This window comes from Pseudomonas sp. DE0010 (assembly GCF_007680745.1).
GTDB lineage: Bacteria > Pseudomonadota > Gammaproteobacteria > Pseudomonadales > Pseudomonadaceae > Aquipseudomonas > Aquipseudomonas parafulva_B.
This window is the reverse complement of sequence record NZ_VEJQ01000133.1, coordinates 1-308: the sequence shown is the minus strand read 5'-3', so window position 1 is coordinate 308 and position 308 is coordinate 1. Positions and strand designations below refer to the sequence as shown.

Below are 308 nucleotides of genomic sequence, written 5' to 3'. Positions count from 1 at the left end.
CACTCTTCGTTGACCTCGAAGGTAAAGGTCATGAAGGGCGAGGGATGGTCGACCTTGAGCATCTGCGGCGCCACGGTGTCGAGCATGGACGGGCAGAACGGCCGCCAGCGCTCGCGGAACTTGATCTGGGCGTTGATGCGATCGGCCACGCCCGGCACGCTGGGGCAGCCGATGATGGAGCGACCGCCCAGGGCGCGCGGACCGAATTCCAGGCGACCCTGGAACCAGGCCACCGGATTGCCGGCCACCATGATCTCGGCGATGCGCCGGGGCATGTCGTCGATCCGCTCCCACTTGGGTGCGTTGGG

Annotated in this window: 1 protein-coding gene; it reads right to left on the bottom strand. The window is 66.9% G+C overall.

What is annotated here, in order from left to right; all coding sequences use genetic code 11:
* Positions 1 to 308, bottom strand: a 308-nt coding sequence (locus FS767_RS21970; RefSeq protein ID WP_305986781.1) for a carbamoyltransferase C-terminal domain-containing protein, incomplete at both ends; no start/stop codon positions are given.